The sequence below is a fragment of the Bdellovibrio sp. BIS2 genome, from assembly GCF_055398295.1.
Map to the genome: position 1 here is coordinate 2,621,162 of NZ_AP035879.1, position 17,419 is coordinate 2,638,580.

21 protein-coding genes are annotated in these 17,419 nt (G+C 50.0%); 5 read left to right on the forward strand and 16 right to left on the reverse strand.

The annotated features are described in order from the left end of the window. Positions 1–5 precede the first annotated feature (5 nt). Positions 6–1,160, forward strand: coding sequence for an alpha-amylase family protein (locus ACZ520_RS12490; RefSeq protein WP_464125840.1), 1,155 nt, complete (start codon positions 6–8; stop codon positions 1,158–1,160). Here ACZ520_RS12490 and ACZ520_RS12495 read toward each other — a convergent pair. Beyond that, a complete protein-coding gene (locus ACZ520_RS12495) occupies positions 1,154–2,392 on the reverse strand; it encodes a glycoside hydrolase family 113 (protein WP_464125842.1) in 1,239 nt (412 codons plus the stop codon). The two genes, ACZ520_RS12490 and ACZ520_RS12495, sit on opposite strands and share 7 nt — an antisense overlap. Before the next feature lie 136 nt (positions 2,393–2,528). On the opposite strand from ACZ520_RS12495, the gene ACZ520_RS12500 reads away from it, so the two are divergent. Continuing rightward, a complete protein-coding gene (locus tag ACZ520_RS12500; RefSeq protein ID WP_088564730.1) occupies positions 2,529–2,984 on the forward strand; it encodes an SRPBCC domain-containing protein in 456 nt (151 codons plus the stop codon). Positions 2,985–3,198: 214 nt separating this feature from the next. Continuing rightward, entirely contained in the window at positions 3,199–3,699 is a 501-nt protein-coding gene (locus ACZ520_RS12505) for a hypothetical protein (protein WP_464125844.1), read from the forward strand. 71 nt (positions 3,700–3,770) lie between these two features. Here the strand turns inward: ACZ520_RS12505 and ACZ520_RS12510 are convergent, their stop codons facing one another. Genes ACZ520_RS12510 through ACZ520_RS12520 form a run of 3 tightly spaced genes read right to left on the reverse strand, consistent with a single transcriptional unit; the run spans position 3,771 to position 5,043 of the window. Next, positions 3,771–4,379: a M15 family metallopeptidase gene (locus ACZ520_RS12510; protein ID WP_374030714.1), complete on the reverse strand. Its 609-nt coding sequence runs from the start codon at positions 4,377–4,379 to the stop codon at positions 3,771–3,773. Next, positions 4,379–4,771: a hypothetical protein gene (locus tag ACZ520_RS12515; protein ID WP_374030715.1), complete on the reverse strand. Its 393-nt coding sequence runs from the start codon at positions 4,769–4,771 to the stop codon at positions 4,379–4,381. The genes ACZ520_RS12510 and ACZ520_RS12515 overlap by 1 nt, the downstream gene beginning before the upstream one ends. Then, positions 4,768–5,043: a hypothetical protein gene (locus ACZ520_RS12520; RefSeq protein ID WP_374030716.1), complete on the reverse strand. Its 276-nt coding sequence runs from the start codon at positions 5,041–5,043 to the stop codon at positions 4,768–4,770. Before ACZ520_RS12520 ends, ACZ520_RS12515 begins: the two co-directional genes overlap by 4 nt. A 211-nt stretch (positions 5,044–5,254) precedes the next feature. Between ACZ520_RS12520 and ACZ520_RS12525 the strand changes: the two genes are divergently transcribed. Further along, positions 5,255–5,644: a hypothetical protein gene (locus ACZ520_RS12525; protein ID WP_198298053.1), complete on the forward strand. Its 390-nt coding sequence runs from the start codon at positions 5,255–5,257 to the stop codon at positions 5,642–5,644. On the opposite strand, the gene ACZ520_RS12530 is transcribed toward ACZ520_RS12525, so the two are convergent. The 5 genes from ACZ520_RS12530 to ACZ520_RS12550 form a co-directional block, all read right to left on the reverse strand. Then, positions 5,645–6,439 (reverse strand): hypothetical protein, encoded by a 795-nt coding sequence (locus ACZ520_RS12530; RefSeq protein WP_464125847.1) that lies wholly within the window; start codon positions 6,437–6,439, stop codon positions 5,645–5,647. A gap of 80 nt (positions 6,440–6,519) precedes the next feature. Next, positions 6,520–7,236 (reverse strand): hypothetical protein, encoded by a 717-nt coding sequence (locus ACZ520_RS12535; protein ID WP_464125849.1) that lies wholly within the window; start codon positions 7,234–7,236, stop codon positions 6,520–6,522. Positions 7,237–7,373: 137 nt separating this feature from the next. Next, positions 7,374–7,745 carry a response regulator gene (locus ACZ520_RS12540; RefSeq protein ID WP_088564721.1) on the reverse strand — a complete coding sequence of 124 codons (372 nt, stop codon included), beginning with the start codon at positions 7,743–7,745 and terminating at the stop codon, positions 7,374–7,376. Continuing rightward, on the reverse strand, positions 7,742–8,164 hold the full coding sequence (locus ACZ520_RS12545) for an Hpt domain-containing protein (RefSeq protein ID WP_088564720.1): 423 nt from the start codon (positions 8,162–8,164) through the stop codon (positions 7,742–7,744). Before ACZ520_RS12545 ends, ACZ520_RS12540 begins: the two co-directional genes overlap by 4 nt. Positions 8,165–8,222: 58 nt before the next feature. Beyond that, positions 8,223–9,293: an NADH:flavin oxidoreductase gene (locus ACZ520_RS12550; RefSeq protein ID WP_417868714.1), complete on the reverse strand. Its 1,071-nt coding sequence runs from the start codon at positions 9,291–9,293 to the stop codon at positions 8,223–8,225. A gap of 128 nt (positions 9,294–9,421) precedes the next feature. Here ACZ520_RS12550 and gstA point away from each other — a divergent pair, with 128 nt between their 5' ends. Further along, positions 9,422–10,030 (forward strand): glutathione transferase GstA, encoded by a 609-nt coding sequence (gene gstA, locus ACZ520_RS12555; protein WP_416480304.1) that lies wholly within the window; start codon positions 9,422–9,424, stop codon positions 10,028–10,030. On the opposite strand, the gene ACZ520_RS12560 is transcribed toward gstA, so the two are convergent. The 7 genes from ACZ520_RS12560 to ACZ520_RS12590 form a co-directional block, all read right to left on the reverse strand. Further along, a complete protein-coding gene (locus ACZ520_RS12560; RefSeq protein WP_464125853.1) occupies positions 10,027–11,574 on the reverse strand; it encodes a hypothetical protein in 1,548 nt (515 codons plus the stop codon). The genes gstA and ACZ520_RS12560 overlap by 4 nt on opposite strands. Before the next feature lie 9 nt (positions 11,575–11,583). Then, complete coding sequence (locus ACZ520_RS12565) at positions 11,584–12,804, reverse strand: hypothetical protein (protein ID WP_464125855.1); 1,221 nt, start codon at positions 12,802–12,804, stop codon at positions 11,584–11,586. An 8-nt stretch (positions 12,805–12,812) separates the two neighbouring features. Beyond that, positions 12,813–14,729, reverse strand: coding sequence for a leucine-rich repeat domain-containing protein (locus ACZ520_RS12570; protein ID WP_464125857.1), 1,917 nt, complete (start codon positions 14,727–14,729; stop codon positions 12,813–12,815). A 20-nt stretch (positions 14,730–14,749) separates the two neighbouring features. After that, positions 14,750–15,190 carry a hypothetical protein gene (locus ACZ520_RS12575; protein ID WP_464125859.1) on the reverse strand — a complete coding sequence of 147 codons (441 nt, stop codon included), beginning with the start codon at positions 15,188–15,190 and terminating at the stop codon, positions 14,750–14,752. 10 nt (positions 15,191–15,200) lie between these two features. Further along, positions 15,201–15,659 carry a hypothetical protein gene (locus ACZ520_RS12580; protein WP_464125861.1) on the reverse strand — a complete coding sequence of 153 codons (459 nt, stop codon included), beginning with the start codon at positions 15,657–15,659 and terminating at the stop codon, positions 15,201–15,203. A 12-nt stretch (positions 15,660–15,671) separates the two neighbouring features. After that, complete coding sequence (locus tag ACZ520_RS12585; RefSeq protein ID WP_464125863.1) at positions 15,672–16,115, reverse strand: hypothetical protein; 444 nt, start codon at positions 16,113–16,115, stop codon at positions 15,672–15,674. A 143-nt stretch (positions 16,116–16,258) separates the two neighbouring features. After that, a complete protein-coding gene (locus tag ACZ520_RS12590) occupies positions 16,259–17,401 on the reverse strand; it encodes a winged helix-turn-helix domain-containing protein (RefSeq protein ID WP_464125865.1) in 1,143 nt (380 codons plus the stop codon). Between the last annotated feature and the right edge of the window lie 18 nt (positions 17,402–17,419).

Genomic DNA, 17,419 nt, shown 5'->3' on the forward strand with positions numbered 1-17,419 from the left:
GAAACATGAAAATCCTTGCCTCCCTTTTGACAGCTTTGCTCGTAGGCCTGAGTGCTCTCAGCGCCTCCGCCCAAAATGTTTCGATGCGGGGCTTGCGCGTGGATCCGGCTTACTTCAGCCGCCTTTATCCGAATCTGACCATTGAGGCGATCGCCCGACGTGTGGTGAGTCAGGCCCAACATGCCGGCGCCAACACACTGTTTTTATATGCTTACAGCCCCCTGCATGGGTCCTTTTATCGCACCACTTATCCTTTCACCGAAGTTGAAGAACATCTGGGTGAAGACAATGTTTTTCTGGAGGTCTATAACACCGCCCGCGCACAAGGTTTGAAAGTCGTTGCCGTCATTCCCGTCAATGACTTTAAGAAACTCTGGGAAGAGCATCCCGACTGGCGTTCCAAAATGCGCAATGGCCTTGATTACAAGCCCTTCGCCCGCACGCACCATCTTTCCGCTTGGCATCCCGCCTATCGCGCGTGGTTCAAAGGCTACGTTCACGATCTGTTGCAGAAGTTTCCGGACCTGCACGCGATCGAAGCCGTTGAACCCACTGTGGACTGCTTCTGGACGGCTGAGCCCGACTACAACCCAGCCGCAAATGCCGAATTCAAACGACGTTATCCTCAAGCGCTCCTTGGTGACGGGACCTGGCTGAAATTCCGAGCTCAGGGTTTAACGGATCTTGTGGCTATCATGTCCAAAGTGGCCCATGAACACGGTATCCTCTCGGCAGTGGTGCATACCTGGCCCGCCCATGCCAACGGGCGCCTGATGAGTTCTGAACAAATCCGCGATCAAGTGGGTTTTGATTTTGACAGTGTTTTAAATCTGCAGGGCCTTGAAAAGATCGACATCATTGTCGGCGAATTTTTATGGCAGCAATGGGCCGGAGAATACGGCGGCGCTGTTTTTACTCCCGAATGGACCCGTCGAGCCTCGTTGGACTTTGTCCGTTTTGTCGCCGGTCGCAGTCTGCCAATTCTGCATGTTGAGATTTCACCTTGGTATGGTCAGGACAGCATGGTGCAACCGACCCTGCAAGAGTTCCAGCGAACCCTGTGGGCCATTCGTGACCTGGGTTATGGAATCGATGTCTATGATCACAGCCAGATCGAGGATCGCCGGGCTTGGAGTATTTTGGCCGACTGGAATCACTGAATTATAAAGTGACGACGAAAGACTTCACTGACGGGTTGTTTTCCCAAGGGTGAAAAACCCCGGTTTTCCAGCAAGTCCGTGTCTTCATCCACCAGCACCTGCCATATACCGACACCGTAAAGGCCAAACTCTGCAGAGGCCCGCAGCAAAGCCTCCCACGCGGCGGCCTGGTGCATGTAGTTGATAGGCTCGGTGCCCCCTTCATAGTGATAAGGAGAAACAAAACACTTTTCCACACTGCGATAGCCGACTTCCTGCAACCCGACTTCTTTGGATACGCCGGTGGCCTGAGCGATCTGCTCAACACTTTTTTGAATTTGCTGGGCGAACCCCCGCGTCTGGACCGTCAAATGATTGGCCAGATCCTCGAAGGCTTCAGGATACTTTGACGTTTTCTTTCCCAAAGAACGATAAAAATCCAAACCCAGAAAATCCAAAGACCGCCACAGTTCACGCATGTTGTTCTGATGAAGAGTCTCTTTGCTGCTCTTGGGTTTAAAGGTGATATCATGGCGCCATTGTTCCAGCTCCCCACCCCAGGTGCGTTTGGCGTTTTCCAGAACGAACTGATCGGTGAAGTTGGCTCCGTAGGTGACAGCGACGCCGTGGGGATGCAGGCGTTCTTTGGCGGCATTAACAAAAGTCACCCATTTATCCGGAAAACCAAATCGCCACTTGGGCTTTCGACTGCCCAACCCGGAAGTCATGGAATGCATTTCCGCGCCCACCGAATACCATTTAGCTCCGACACTGGCAGCTAACATCATATAACGTTCATGAAACTTGAAGTAATTATTAAACCAACTGACCGGATCTTTGGGCTCGATATTGCCATGCCACCAAGTGACCCCTTTTTCGGTGTAAGGAAATTCCCCCTTCGGTCCTACGACCAACAATATGGGTCTGAAAGCCACCTCCATTCCCATTTGTTTTGCGTAAGCTGCTAAAGCGCGAATGTGAAACTCTTCCTCCGGGCGCAGGGATTCGGGAATCACCGAGTTGATCTCGCTGCCCTTTCCAGTGATCATGTGTCCCCGGACATTCAATATCAGAACCTTGACGCCCAACTGCTGAATCTTTTCCAGCAGGCGACGCACCCGCTGTCCTTGCTCGGTGTCATCCACCCGAAACCCCAGCGGATGATAAGTGACGATGTTGATTGCCGGTTCTAACGCGAAAGCGTTTAACGTGAACAAACACAGAAATAGAATAATTCCCAGCAGTGATTTCATGGTTCCATTTTAGATTTTCCGGCCACCTCGGGGAATCAGTTTGTCCGTGAATATTCACACACCTTTGGCGGCAAATGCTTCTTTTACCAAGAAATCTTCGATAGAATTTGGCTTCCAGCAAATACCGGAGGTCACCATGATTCCCAAGTTTGAAGTCTCAATCATCATTCAAAAGCCCGTGAATGAAGTATTTGATGCCGTTTACAATCCGAAAAAACTCAGCGCCTACTTCACGACCGCAGGCGCCTCAGCCCCCTTGAAAGAGGGCACCACCGTGCAGTGGGAATTTGCTGACTTCCCGGGTCCTTTCCCTGTGCCGGTGAAACAAGTCATCCAGGACAAGCTGATTGTGATCGAATGGGAGGCCGAAGCCGGTGGCTACAACACCAAGACAGAGTTTGTTTTTGAAGCTTTGAATGACAAAGAAGCCAAAGTGAAGATCTATGAAACCGGCTGGAAAGAAGATGAAGCGGGCATCAGCAGCTCATACAAAAACTGCATGGGCTGGTCGCAAATGGCCTGCGCGATGAAAGCCTATCTGGAATACGGCATCAATCTGCGCCAGGGCGCTTACAAGCCGCTTTATTCTTAAAAAGTCCGTCCTTCCAGGGTCCCAATCCCCCTGCCGGGCTTTCGGCAGCCACCGATTCCCCGGCAGAATCGCCTGCCGGGTTCCCGACAGACTCCTTGTCAGATCAAAATAAACGCACTTCCAGCCCTAAACCGGGCTGGCACGTCCGGTGCTTTATAGATCTGCATAACGCTGGCGCTGATGCCGGCAAAATAAAAACACTAAGGAGTTTCAAATGAAAAAACAAATCGCTGCCCTGATGATGATCGTATCTTCCACTTTCGCTACTTCTGCTCACGCAGACAATTTAAGTGCTTTGCTGACGGCGTTGCAAAACGGCAGTGCTCCCACTGAAAAGATTGAAATGAAAGACTACAATCGTTGCACGGATGCAGAACTGGCTTCAGGCATGTGCTCTCTGAAATTGTCTGGAATGATGACCGCGGTGATGGATATCAAGATTGCTGATGGAAAAAAAGTGATCTTCTCTGCCAATCCTGAATGTGGACGTGATGTGATTGTGCGTGATCCGAGCAACTACGAGCTGGATCTTCGCGGCGCAACGGACTTCAAAGAATCTGGCATTTACACTGTCACCAACCGCGGATTCAACAACTGTGAAATCCAGATTGTGATCACCGCTCCACAAAGTGCCAACAATATGCGCGTGATGAGCGGAGTTTCTGACAATCTGACCTCCCTGCTGACAATTCTGAATTCTTTCAGAAATCCGTAAACAAGAACCCTCTTCAGAAATAAAAAACGGGACCCAAGGACGGTTCCCGTTTTCGTTTCTTTTGCGGCAGCCTATTCCAGCACCGGATGCTTGCCGTGCACTTGATCTTTGGGAAGGGCATTAAAATGCCACCATTCATGTTCCAGCACTTTGAATCCCTGATCTTCCATCAGGCCTCGCAGCAGCAGACGGTTTTGCAACTGCTCTTTCGTCAACTCGCCGGATTTCAAAAACTGCTGTTCTAATTTGGGCTGGGCCAAATCCCGGAAGTCATCAAATCCGGTGCCCATGTCCAGCGCCACTCCCGCTTTGGTTTGCAGACTTAGATCCATCGCCATGCCAAAATTGTGAAGCGAACCCGGATATGGAGCCGCAACATAGTTCTGAAACGGCGTTCCCGCCAGATGATCATAGAACTGTGCCTGAATACTTCGCGGGCGAAGGGCATCCCAAATAAGAAACTGCAAATCCGGATGTTTTTCCCGCAAAACCGCACAGGCCTTCATGAACATCTCATAGGCCAGCGGAGAAACAAAACAACGATCAAAACCCTTATAAATATCCACATTCATAAAGTTGTCGTTGGTGGCGTATTTCATATCCAGAAAAACTTCGGCTGAAGGTTTAAGTTCTTTGAAGTTTTCTTCGATCCAGGCAATTTGATTTACAAAAGAAGTCATCACTTAACGGTACCCGACGATCGGGCCTTCCTCAAGAGCTTGTCGGCAGAATAAACCGTCGCGATGGAAACAAATGCGGCGGCTCCCAAACCTCCGCCGAACCCCCTGGCAAACGGAATCAAAAAGAAATAGATCAGACCATAGATCTGACTGGCCAGAAAGACCCGCTTCCAGCCCATGCGGGACCGATCCGTCATCCCGACGAAGGTGGCACCGAAAAAGGCCGCCTGCAAAACCCCGACAAAGGGAAGATTGAGCAGGGCTAAAAACCCGGCAAAGACCAGCGTCAGGCCACTGGACGCTCGCACAGTCGGGACGTGATAGCGATGAATAAAGAAAAAAGTCAGTTCTGCTCCCAAAAACGACAGCAGCATCACCAGAAAGATCATCATAGCCAGTGCCTCATCGCCCATCCCAGCAAAGATGAAATAAAGGCGATCAACCCCAGACGCCCGCCCATGCCTTTAAAATAAGGACTGATCAGGAAATAGATCGTAGAGCCCAGCATCGACACCCACAGAATCTGCCACGGCCCCGCCTCCACCACCCGTGAACCCATGGCGATAAAGGCCCCCATATAAATGGTGGCGTGAACGTGAGTCTTTTCAATGCGTTTGGTGTCCGGGATGAAGGTCCCCAGAAATCCGGTCAAAGCAGCCGCCACAACGGCGCGAATTTGAAACTGGGACTGCAGAAAAAAACAGAAGAAACTTCCCGCTAAAAAGGCACTGAACTTTAATGCCCAAAGCTCAAAATATTTTAATGACCCGACCAAACCAAACCTCGATCCGGAAAATGTACCAGACCGCTGTTTGCTTGCATACTGCGAAATGACGAGCCCGGGCTTAGAATAAGGCTACAAAACAGGAGGAGTTATGAGAACCCTTGGCGCCTTCTTAATGGCAACCTTTATGGCCTTTCCTACCTTCGCCGCAGAAACCGTCTTACCCACTCCGCAGGACATCAGCTATCTGAGTATTGAATTCGGCGAAGCCAACCTGGAAGAAACCGTCTGGGTGGAGATCGGACTGAACGCCCCCAGCGACAAACCGCTGACAATCAATGAACTGACGATCTTCGGGGAAATGTATGCGGCGACAACCAACTGCGGTGACACCGTTGATCCGGACAAGTACTGTGTGGTCGACTTGTACTTCACACCCAAAACACTGGGCGAGCACTATGGCGAGATGTACATCGGAACCAGTGAAGGCAACATCTTGCTAAAACTTTATGGCTCCGGAGTCGATTCAACCCCTGAATGACTATCGCACGCAAAGATAATTCAACTGCTCTGTGGGATTTAAGCTGGTGGCGCTGGTGGATTGACTCCACGGCGCCACATAAACCCGCCCCGCTTCCACGGACCAGTAGTCACTGCTCACACCCGCATTTCCAACAGAAACACCGCCACCGTAATCCCCCAGTGTGGAAATGGCGACCAGCTCTTTCTCGGTGCTGACACGACCCCCACGCATTTCACAGGCGACAAGGCTCTGACGGTAAAGTTCCGCAATCTTCGAGGCGGCGGGCCGATAAATCGCGCCCTTAAACAACAATGTCAGGTTTCGACCCGACACCCTGGCCTCGACGGGGAACCGGGTTTTCTGAAATTCATGGAAAACATCCAAAGCCAAACTTTCAGTGACTTCAAAGGCGTCGCCGGCAGCTTCAAAACTTTGTGTTTCACCCGTTCGGATATTTTCCACCATGACGGTGGCATGCATCCCGCGATTGCCAAAAGCCCGCAGTGTATAGGTGCCGCGGATAAGAAGATCACAGTCCGCCTGAGGCAGGCGCTCCACGAATTGTAAATGACGAACCGGGGGATTGTGCAGGCGATAAAGCTGATCCAATTGCGATTTAAAGCTGACCTCCAGCGTGTCCCCGAACGCCCTGTCGCGTATTGGATGCTCAGTTGTCAGATCGACAAACTGAATGCGCGAAAAAACTTTGTATCCCTTTTCAGGCAACGGCAAGGGCCCCTGCCCCGCCCGCGCAGACACCGAGGATAAAACAATTAAAACACCTGTTATCAAACAAGAGATAAATTGATTCATAGAGGCTCCTACGAGGTTTGATTATGCCTCGTGAATTCCACGAAACACAAACCCCGGAGCGGATAGTGGCAATAACTTAATTAAAGAACACCGAGAGCATAAAGCAGCGTGACGGCGGTGACCGAGGTCCCTGTCAAAATAACCCCGCCCTTGACTGCGATCTCTTTGGTAATGCGGGCATCTGATTTTTCAAGAAGAGCGGCGCTTTCATTCAAGGACTTGTTACCGACATAATAGACGTCAAAAGGAACTTTGTTTCCATCCTCGTCTTTGATTCCATTTTTCAAAATCGAATTCAGCATTTTGTAGGGCGAAAAGTATCCCGTGCGGCTGCCCCCCACGTAAAGGCCCGCCGTCTTTGCCAACGCCTTGCACGCCGTCTTGCTGCAGGACAAACCGTTCTTGTCGTTGAAGGCTTTCAGTTTCACCCGATCTATAGCTGTAGAATGAATGCGGATGATGATACCGGCATCCAGCAAATCTGTCGCTCGAACTTGTGTTTGCCGACCGATAATATCCCCGTCCAAGCGCAGTTTGTTAGCCACCACATAGGCATGACCGTATTCGGAAAACCCCAGCAGCACATCTTGGGTATTGCCTAAAATCTGCTCGGCCTTATACATCCGTGAGTTATAGGGAACCGCGCGGAAGGAAACCGGTAGATTGTTCAGCACTGCTTCTTTGATCTGAAAACCCGGAATATCAAAAAGAACATCCTGACAAAGGTTGACCGCTCGGACCGGGCCCGACGTCAACATCACAATGAAAATCGCTATCAGCACAAAGGCTTTTTGCATGGTCTTCCCTTTTAGGGCACGCACCATACATCCCTTAGACGATGGAAACGCACAAAATGCATCTCACGCATTTTGTAAGGCCCTTGCTTTCAGAAAAGCAAAGACTGATCCATCCAAGGCGCCTCAAAATGAGACTCTTATACTTTCATGTATTTTCGCAGAACAGCTTCGACCGTCGCCATGGTCAGAGGTTTTGCCAGGAAGTCATTCATTCCCACTTGCACGCAGCGGTCCTTTTCTTCAGCAATTTCGGTGGCGGTCATGGCGATGATGGGCAGATTTTTGAATTTGGGATTTGCACGGATGGTCTGCGTGGCCAGGAACCCGTCCATCTCGGGCATGTGGCAATCCATCAGGATCAAATCAATTTCAGAGGTCTGAAGTTTTTCAACCGCCAGTTTGCCGTTTTCCACCATGGTGATGTTATGACCCAGCTTTACCAGCATGCCACGAACGATCAGTTGATTGACGGTGTTATCTTCGGCCACAAGAATGTTTAATGGCTTCATGGCAGGTCCTGAATCTCTTCAAAAGATCTCATTAGAATTTTTAATTCAAACGCAAATTCCTGGATCTGCACCTGAAGAACCGCAAACTGCGCTTTCAACTGCTCATGACTCCAGTCATCGGTGTGGATCTCTAAAATTCGCGCCGTTTCAGCAACATCAGGGCGGTGAAAATTCGAGATCGCCCCTTTGATCTTGTGAGCCGCGGCAAAGGCTTTCTTGCGATCCAGATTTTCAATCAGATTCTGAAGCTCTTCAAGCTCCTCGGCATATTCGTACAGAAAAATATCCGCCGCCGCCGAAAAGAGCGAAAAGTTCCCCAGAAAACGCGTATCCAGCATCTGGCTTAAGAACACCGGATCCAAGCCCGATGCCACCACTTCCGGGCAAAGTCTTCTGATTTTTTCTTCAGTCTTGGTCATGCGGCTCCCTGGCTGCTGTCAGCATACCGGAAAGAGCTCGCATGTCAAAGCCCAGAACCTATGTCAGAACGGCAAGGTCCGCCGGATTAAAGCCTTTCAGCTCTGCCGTGCGGGCGTCTTTTACTTTCTTCACCCACTGCGGATCACTGAGCAGCGCACGGCCGACAGCCACCAGGTCAAAGTCCCCGCGATCCAATCTGCGGGTCAATTCGTCAAGGCCCCCGACCTCGGCACCCTGCCCACGGAAGCTGTTTAAGAAGTCTCCACCACTCAGACCGATAGAGCCGACCGTGATTGTTGGTTTGCCGGTGATTTTCTTGGCCCAGCCCGCGAAGTTCAAATCAGAATCCGCAAACTCAGGCTCCCAGAATCTTCTTTGAGAGCAGTGGAAAATATCCACGCCCGCTTCAGAAAGTGGCAACAGCCATTCTTCCATCTCTTTCGGCGTCGTTGCGACCTTGGCGTTATAATCTTGTTGTTTCCACTGAGACAAGCGCAGGATCACCGGGAAATCCGGGCCGACTTTCGCGCGAACGGCTTTCACCACTTCCACGGCAAAGGTATTTCTTGCGGCGATCGTGTTTCCACCAAAGCGATCCGTGCGAGTGTTCATTCCCGGCCAGAAGAATTGATCAATCAGATAGCCGTGAGCTCCGTGCAGCTCAACGGTGTCAAAACCCAGATTCTTTGCATCCAGAGCCGCTTGTGCATAGGCGTTGATGGTGTTTTGAATGTCTTCCACAGTCATCTCGGCCGGTCCTTCAAAGGGTGCTGCGGGCAACCAGCCCGATCCGCTGGGTTTCATTTTTCCCATATGCCAGATCTGGGGCGCCATCTTGCCGCCAGCTTGGTGAACCGCAGTGATCACCTCTTTCCACTGAGTCAGGGGTTTTTCACCGTAGAAGTGCGGAACGTCTTTTTCATTGGAAGAAGCCGGGCGATTGATCACGGTCCCTTCAGACAGAATCAGACCGACGTCCCCTTCAGCACGACGTTGATAATACTTCGCGACGTCTTCTGTCGGCACACCGTTCGGAGATTTTTGACGCGTCATCGGCGCCATGACGATGCGATTTTTAAGGCTGAGTCCTTTAAACTGGAAGGGCTGAAAAAGTGAGTGAGTATTCAAGAATGCTCCTTTGAAGGATCGATGGAGCGTTAATGTTACTATTATTGTTGCAATAATGGAAGCCCTTATGTAACAGTAAGTGGTACATTTGACGCTTAAACGCATTTATTATGCAAAGGAATCTGAAAATGAATCTGTTTTATTCTCCTGGTGCCTGTGCCCTGGCTTCTCAAATCGCCTTGCGTGAAGCGGGCATGAACTTCGAACTTGTAAAAGTGGACCTGAAAAACAAAGAGTACGCTGGCGGCGACTACAGAAAAGTAAACCCAAAAGGCTACATCCCTGCCCTGCAACTTCCGAACGGTCATTTGATGACGGAAGGTGCGGTGATTCTGCAATGGATCGCAGACCAAGCTCCAGAGAAAAATCTTTTGCCTAAGTTCGGCACCATGGAACGCTACAAAGCGATGGAATGGCTGAACTTCATCGCAACAGAAGTGCACAAAGGTCTTGGTTCCCTTTTCAACTCGGCACACATGAACGACGAAACAAAAGCGGCGATCCAAGCAAAAGTCCAATTGCGTCTGGGCGTATTGGATCAGCACCTGCAAAACAACGCCTACATTTTGGGTGATAACTTCTCGGTTGTGGATGCTTATGCTTACAACGTTCTTCGCTGGACCAACCTTGTGAATGTGGACACCACGAACCACAAGGCGATCCAAGGTCTGATGACTAAAGTGGCAGAGCGCGCTTCCGTAAAAGAAGCTGTTGCTGCGGAAGGCATCCGTCTTTAATTAGCACATGGGGGCTCAAGGATTTTTCCGCGAGCCCAAACTTTATAGTCCGGGCACTTTTCTGCTGCTACGGAAAGCAAGAAGTCACTTTCGCTCACCACCAGATTCTTGAGCCCCCGAATCGCCGCAACAGCTTCCCAGTCCCCGACCGAGTTTTCTGAAAGATCCAAAGTTCCGACTCCGGGAACTGTCTGCAGCGCCGTGAGATCTGAGATATTATTTCGTTTTAGATTGATGACTTCTTTTTCGGGCAGGTTTTCCAGAAAATCCAGATGTTCGATTTCCATTTTTGACAGATCCACCCGTGGGCTTTCATTCAGGTATTGAAAGGCCGCCGCACAACTTCCCGCAAACTTATCCGTCAAGGCTTGAAATACTTTGTCGTTGGAGTTTTGACACCAGTACATAAAAGTCGGAACCTTTGGAAAGGCCACGACACTTTGCCTGAGGTTGATATCACAAGTCTGCAGGTTTTGAAAACAAGCAAGGACCTGATCCTCGATCTGAATCTTGTCTTGATTGATGTTTTCTTTGGATTTGTCCCACATCTCACGATAAGCACCAGGAACGGACACGATGCTCTGCCAGCTTTCCATTTGCCCTGAGGTCACTTGCAGCTTGTGATATTCTTCTGAAAGGACTTTCAACTTTTGCAGGGTCTGTTCTTCCTGTGGGGTGAATAGCGGACTTTTTAGTTCTTTCCAGTCAAAGGAAACAATCGAAGACGAAGCTCCACCGGTCAGGACCTGATGAAGCAAACCGGTTTTTTTGTTCAGAGCATAGCTTGTCAGTGATTCATAAATCTTTGCACAGGCGTTTAAATCCGCCTGCATATTACACTGAGCCAGCCCGTCAAGTTCATGGGCGGTAAATGCAATAAACTGTTGAGGATCCCCACCCCACTGCAGGGCAGACACCATAAATCCATCCAAGGTTTTATGTTGCTGCAAAACACGGAACAAGGATTTAAGCGAACTGCCATCGGCCTGGCTTTCAAAAAGCTCAGCCGCCTGACGGCTTTGAAAGTACATGTCCACCTTTACCAAAATATCGGCGCCCAGATTTTGACTTTCGATATAGGCTTGCGGGCAATTGGAATCATTCAGATAAGCACTTGCCAAATGGACGGAAAGACCCCGCAAAGAAAGGCTATAAAAGAACACCCGACGAAAAGATTCTTTTGGCGGCAGCAAAAACCTGTCAACGGAACTGCCAGAAAAGAATGTTTTCTGATTGGGATAGTGCCCTTGGTTAAATCCTAACAACTCATAAATTTGATCCGGAGTCAGGTTGCGATTCAGGCTGTTTTTCAGAACCAGCTCTCCTTGAGGGGCTTTGCTTCCGGTTGCGCACTCGCGCCCCACTTCCCCGGTCAAAACGTTGTAGCTGCGCCCCAAAGCCAGATTGTCAGGGATGTTGCGACGGGTTTCCGTCAAAAAGGCCTGATCATAGTCAAAATCAATATGATGATTGCGCGACTGCGGACCACAGCCGATCAGAATTTGAAATGCCAGAAAGACTGGAAACAATTTTAGATATTTCATAGCCGGTCCTTACCTCGCGCTTTTAAACATCTCGGAATCTTGCAATTCAAGGACCATGTCTTGTCCAACCAATTGCTGATAAAGGTTCTTGGCATCACGAATTTCCAAAATACAGGACCGAGTTTTCTGACAGCGGTTCATGGAAACTGCGATCTTGCGTGAGGCACTCTTGGCAAAGTTCAAATACTGCTGAACCGAGCGTTGGTGATTAACTTCCAGCTCTGCATTCGCCAGCAGGATTTCGGCCCTTGCTTGCCTTTTAAGAACGGAGGATTGGACTTCGATAAGCTCTTCGAGAAGTTCCGGGTCTGTGCCGCTGGTCTCACTTAAATTCCAATAAGATGGCAGCAGACCGGTTCGAATATAGGAATCCAGGTTGTATTGCAATATCGGAGACTCCTCAAGCTTGGCTTCGTTGTATTCCAAAGATGCCATTTGGGCCGCAAAACCCTCGGGGCCCTTCACATAGTCCAAAATTTGATTCACGATATCCCGGCAGGGCTCAACATTGTCGACCCGGCAGCTTTTAATTTCAAATTTCGGCAGGCGACTTTTATTTCCACCAAGTTGCGTGGCCGTTGTCGTGATCAGAGTGTTTTCATGCAACTTTTGATTCACAACTGTCACCGAATCCGATTTACAAATTCCCAACACGCAGACTTCGGTTTTAATGTCGATTTGGTTACGAAAGTACTTTTTAGACAAATCCAGGCGATTATGAACTAACAGCACCCCACCCATGTCAGCACTATCCAGAAAACTGTTGCCACAGATTTCTTCAAAAGCCTGGGGGTCATTCAATGCCAGGGCGTTTTTGCCAATTTCGGTCAGCTCATAGTCAATCAACGCAGCCGTTTTACCGCGCATTTCATATTTAAAACCGGTGGAACCCGCCATCGCGCCGTCTTCGTAGGACGTCGACGTATAAGCCGAAGCACTGCCGCCTAATACGACGGCATCGATTTCGGCAGAGACTTTGCCACTCAGGGACGATTTGATCCCGTTCAAGGACAAATTTGTCGTCAGTTGCAGTTGGCCTTCGGACAGGCCCCGGTAATGAACCCGTCCTTTGAGGCAGCGCGCGCGGGGTTCTTTGGTTTTGGTGTCATAACCCGTTCCCAAAGCCCAGGCCTCTTGTTCCGCGCGGGGCACCGTCTGCCCCCACGCTGGCAAGGACACCCCCGCAAGCGATAATGCTAGAATTTTCACAAGAAGTGCCTGAGCTTTCATAAATCGTCCTATTGAGCCAAGTTTTTCCAGAAGTCTGGTTCAGTCTTCACCGCCGCCACAGCCATGTCACAGCTATACCAGCCTTCCACATTCGAGTTGCCGAACTGACCAGGCACCTTAAAGATCGGCGCCGTGTTCAGCGCTTCGGCCTGACGGATATCCACACCCTGATGATGCATCGTCTGGCGTAGCAGGTCGCACGCACGGTTGTTAGTAACAACATGGTTCTGAATGCCATGCTGTTCATGATTCCATTTATCAGACAGTGGATTTCCGTAAGCGCGAATAGAGATCAGTCTCATGGACGCCAAAGCCGACAGATTGCTGACGTTGTTATTGGCAAAGTTCACATGGGACAGATTAGGCAGCTCTTTCAGTTTGTCGATATTGATCACACGGTTGTGGTGCATGTTCAAAACCTCCAAGCTTTTCAAGTTTTCAATTCCGTCCAACATGAATATTTCGTTGTCGGAAATATCCAAAGACGTCAGGGACTTCAGGCCCCGCAAAGGTTCCAAGGAAGAAATCTTGGTGTTGGCCAGATTCAACTTATGAAGATCCTGCAGGTAACGGAACGCCTGGGAACAGTTCATTTTTTCAGACACCTTTGCCGCTGCCCGGATCGCCTTGACGGTTTCCTTCGTCACCGAGGTCTCGTCGGAAAGGCCGCAATAGTCTTCAAAGGTCATCATTTTCGTGATTTCACGAGAATCATAGAACTTTAGATTTTCAGTCATACTGACAAAGGCATTCACGCAAGAATCCGGATTTTCACGGCAAATCTTGATCGCGTTTTGAACAACGTCAAAGTTATCACGAATCACGGTCTGAAGGGCTTGAAGACGCGCTTTTTCTTCAGAATGCTCGATGCTGATATCCAGTAAATCTTGAGTGCGACCCAAGTCAGCGCTCAGCTTCAAGTACTGGCGCACCAGGGATCTTCTTTTTTGTTTGATGTCTTCGCCGATTTCAGTGACTTCACTGCTGAGTTCCTGAGCTTCAGAGTTGGCATAGCTGGTGTAACCATACTGCATCCACGCCGGACCGTCAGACTTCTGAGGCTGATAAGTCATGTTGTTCAACTGGGACGAAAAACCACCCTCTTCAGTCGCATAATTGATCATCTGAGAGATCGCCTCATAGCACGCTTCGTACTTTTCGATATCGCACTTAAAGATCTGGGCGGTGACGCCTTTTTTGATCTTTTCTTCAGAGGTCTCAACGCCCTTTAGAATATTAGCCAGTTTTGAAACATCTCCACCCACTTGAACTGCGGTAACCGTGAATTTCACGTCGCGGCCGTATTTTTGAACAGCCGCGTTCATGCGGCCGTTTAGCTTGATAATATCCATGATGTTGGCATTTGCATCAGACTGGAAGTTGGCTTTCAAGTCGCTGGAAGTGAAAGTGAACTTCACGTTGATCAAAAGCTTTGCTTCCAAAGCCAAAGAGCGGATGTAGCTGTCACCGCAAACTTGTTTGACGTTGCCTTTGCTGACCGCATCTTTGCCGGCTTGGGTGAGCGTCAGGTTCTGCAAAACGGCGTTTTTCCCGGCCGCACTGATAACGTAGGCCGCAGAAACCGAGTTGGAGGTGTTGGCGGTGCTGCCCGTGAAGTTTGCAGCCCCACCAGCAGAGATAATATCCAACGAGATATCCGCCCCGATCGCCATCCCCAACTCTGTCAGCAGGCGTTCTTGACTGACACCCGCTTCAACGCCGACATAGCCGTTGGAACTGCCCACGTAGGCAAGGGTTCCCGTCACGCAAGGCACTTTGAAGGTTTGAGTCGCGGAATCAAAACCTGAACCCAGAAAGCCCTGTTCTGAAAGTTTGGTGATTGTTTCCGCAGAGGCTGGAGCTGCGCCCGTAATCAGGGCCGCGGCCATGCCTAGTTTGATTTTTTTCAGTAAATTCGTTTTCATATATTCTCCGTTAAATTTTATTAGCAGGTTTGAACTCGACAGACTTCGTGGCGTTTAGGCGGTGGATAGTATCCTTTTTCTTTTTTGGGCGGTGGTGGCTGGGGCGGCGGAGCCAACTTTTCAGTCAGCGACCACTGGCAAACCGCCACGAACTTGACACCCTCGGGGACTCGGCAGACTTCACCGGGAGCCCAGTTTCGCTCTTCATCACCAAAGACCGGATAATTCACCGTGGTGGTCGACTCTGTGGAAGTTTTCTCTGTTTTCACGCCGAAGTATTGGGCGCGGTCTTTGGTAAAATCGAAGAACTGACCGTTATTTTGATCAATACAACGATTCAACCAGGCAATGCGGGATTGGATCTGGGGAACCGTCAACTTTTCGACGGAACATCTTTCAAAAGAGGCGTTGGCGGAAGCCGTCGCAAGTAAGATTGTGGCTGTAAAAATAAGTGACTTCATAAGTTCTCCATTAACAGTTTAGACGAACACAAATATCTGCTCGGGGCCGTTCTTCTTTGGGAAAAGATACTGGCTCTGGGGCCGGCGCAGGCGGCGGAGGAGCTGGCACCGGAGCAGGAGCCACCTTTACAGTCACGGACCACTGGCAAACCGCGATAAACCTGACGTCCTCGGGGGCCAAGCACAATTCCCCGGGCGCCCAATTGCGTTCCTCGTCTCCAAAGACCGGATAGTTCACGGTGGCGGTCGACTCGGATTCAGTCCCTGCTTCCTTGACACTGAAGTACTGGGCGCTGTCTTTGGTGAGCTCCAGGAAAGAGCCGTTGTTTTCCTGGATACAGCGATTCAACCAGGCGATGCGAGACTTTACTTGAGCCACCGTCAATTGTTCCACCGTGCATCTTTCGAAGGAGGCCTTGGCAGAAGTGGCTGCCAGCAAAATAGTGGTGTTAAGAATGAGTGCTTTCATTTGATACTCCTTTTACTGACACAGGCGAGGGGGACAAATATCTCTGGGAGGACGCTGCGGTTTGGGTTCTGGCTTCTTTTCAGGCTGTGGCGTAAATGGATTGGGCATCACGATCTTTTCGGTTATCGACGTTTCACAAACGGCAATAAATCGCACGCCATCGGGAACTTGGCACAACTTCCCCGGCGCCCAGTTCTGTTCTTCATTACCAAAAATCGGATAGTTGGCTGTTGTGACTATCATGACGGCGTTGGCTCTGACCATGCCTCCAAAGTATTTGGCGTTTTCATGGGTGAAGTTCAGAAAGACGCCGTTGTTTTCATCGATACAGCGTTTAAGCCAAGCAACTCGGTCGCGAGCTTGTTGAACGGATATATTTTCCATAGAACATCGGCCGGTGGCACGAGCCGACGTCGCGGCAAGGATGGTGGCGGCAAACAGAATGAATGACTTCATGGGGTCTCCTCTTTTTTTCAGGAAGACCCTTTTGCAAGGTGAAGACCCCGTCATTGGGGCCTGAGGACAGCTTTATTTCGTTTTAAGCCCCAGAACGTCTGAAAATCCGGAAGCCGTCCGAGAAAAAGGACGGACGGGACAGGCTATTTTCCGAGCTGGAACTTCTCGAACCGATGAAGCTCTTTTTCGATTTTCTCTTTATTGGCCTTGGATTTGTGTTTACCCAACCAGCTCCATTGTTGAATCAGAAGCTCTTGGTTTTGGCGATCGGTCTTGAGATCAATGACAGCCACGGCCTGATCCCCGATGATCACCGGCAAGGCGAAATAGCCGTACTTGCGTTTTTCCTTCGGGACGTAGGCTTCAAAGCGGTGATCATAATCAAAGAACATGTGAAAGCGCTTGCGCTGAATGACCAGTGGGTCAAACGGCGACAGGATGTGGGTCATGTCGTTGGCTTCGGGCATTTCGCTGTCTAGCGTTTCGGCTTCGATCCAGAAGGCTTCTTTTTCAAGGCCTTTTATTTGGACAGGGACCAAGCTCCCCTTTTTGACCCGGGCTTCGATGCGTTTCAGGATTTCTTTCTTGAATGGAGCTTTGGTCATATAGGCTGCGGAATCAAGGCTGATAACGCCTTGGGATCGTAAGGCCCGGTCAATGTAGTATTCGCACACTTCGGCCGGCGTCGCGGCCTTCGGGCGCTTGTCCCACGCGAAGTGACGGTCAGTCAGGTCGTACTTTTTAAGCATGCCTAGGCGTTCGGCGATGACCAAGTCCCCGCCGTTAAATCCGCATTGCAGGAATTTCTTTGAAGGCTTTTTACTGGCCCAGGCGTGATTTTTTTCAACCAACACGTCATCGGTCACATCGCGAATGCTGATGGGGCCTTGTTTTTTGATAGTGGCTAAAATCCCCTTCACATCTTTTTCGGTGACAGAGGAATACCATTCGGAAGGATTCGCCTTGCGGCGGTTCATGTCGTTGATGACGTATTTAAAATCATCAGTGGCAATGTACGCCAGGGCGTGGGTCCAATACTCGAAGATCGTCTTATCTTTGCTTTGCGCCTGGTGCAGGTGCGAGCGCTTGTAGTCCGGGATGCGCGAAAACAAGATGTGGTGATGGGACCGCTCGATCACGTTGATGGTGTCGATCTGAACATAACCCAAGTGCTTGATGGCTTTAACGGTGGCTTTGGGGCCTTGACCGAAGGGTTTAGGTTCCGTGAGGCCTTGGGATGCAAGCCAGAGGATGCGGGTTTGTTCTTTGGTGAGGTTTTTCGACATGGATATCTTTTACCATCG